The organism is Neobacillus drentensis NBRC 102427, assembly GCF_001591445.1.
Lineage (GTDB): Bacteria > Bacillota > Bacilli > Bacillales > Cytobacillaceae > Neobacillus > Neobacillus drentensis.
Map to the genome: position 1 here is coordinate 1 of NZ_BCUX01000141.1, position 957 is coordinate 957.

The following is a 957-nucleotide window of genomic DNA, read 5'->3' on the forward strand; positions in this document are numbered from 1 at the left end:
CAGACAAGGCTGGGGGGTTTCAGTGTTAACTTACATTTTTGAAATATGATCACTTTGATCTTTCTCTTTCATCCAGCTGAAAATCGTACTTGGTACCGCCGCTAAAGGAGAGAGATGAGCCGTAGCAATCGCAACTCCCGAGCCGGAATTCTGCATGCCAACTTCCATTGCCACATTTCCTCTTGCTAGAAACACCATAACATTGGAAGCTGTTCCGCTCGGGCAGCAATCTACTAAAATAACACCTACAGCGACTTCTTTCGGTAAATCCAGCCCAACTGTCAATAAAAAGGCAAGCAATGGCATGATGATAAAGTAACCGATGATCCCAAGCGCCACTTCCTTAGGTCTTCGAAGTACAGAGGGACAGTTCTCTTGCTTTTTAATGAATTTAGTGCCGATTATAAGAACAGTTCCCATGGCCAACTATGACTAACCAACATCTTTCGACTAAATATCAAATAGGCTATACTATTCAAACGTTTGATTAAAACTGCTGTATCTTCTGAGCTATAAGACTTTCCCTTACAAGTAAAACGTGGAGAATGTCGAGAATCGTTTAACAATCCAATAGGAAAAAACCCACCTTTTTACAAAATCGGATGGGTTTCTAGCAAACTTCCATTATTCTATTTAAACCTCGCCTTTTCGATACTAACCAAACGTTTGGTTAAAAGATGCCTAAACCCCTTTTATTACTAGATTTTCTCTCTAAATGCCTGAGAAGAATGTCGATAGCTGTCCTCTACAATGACTCTTTTAAAAAGGAACCACTGTTTGCTACTGAACCAGGATACGAGGCGCAACCCTTTACCGTGACTTGATTAGTATATTTGGTCGATTTTAGCCATTTGCCATTGATAAGCAGAGGCATTAGCCCCATGTCATCGATAATATATCATTTTAAGACGACAAAAAAGACAACCTTTATAAGATTGTCTTTTTCGTGCCTGGCAA

General features: G+C 40.0%; 1 pseudogene. It reads right to left on the bottom strand.

Annotated elements, in window-relative coordinates:
* Positions 1-153 precede the first annotated feature (153 nt).
* A pseudogene (locus tag BDR01S_RS26775) lies at positions 154-360 on the bottom strand (bile acid:sodium symporter); the annotation flags it as partial.
* Positions 361-957: the final 597 nt, after the last annotated feature.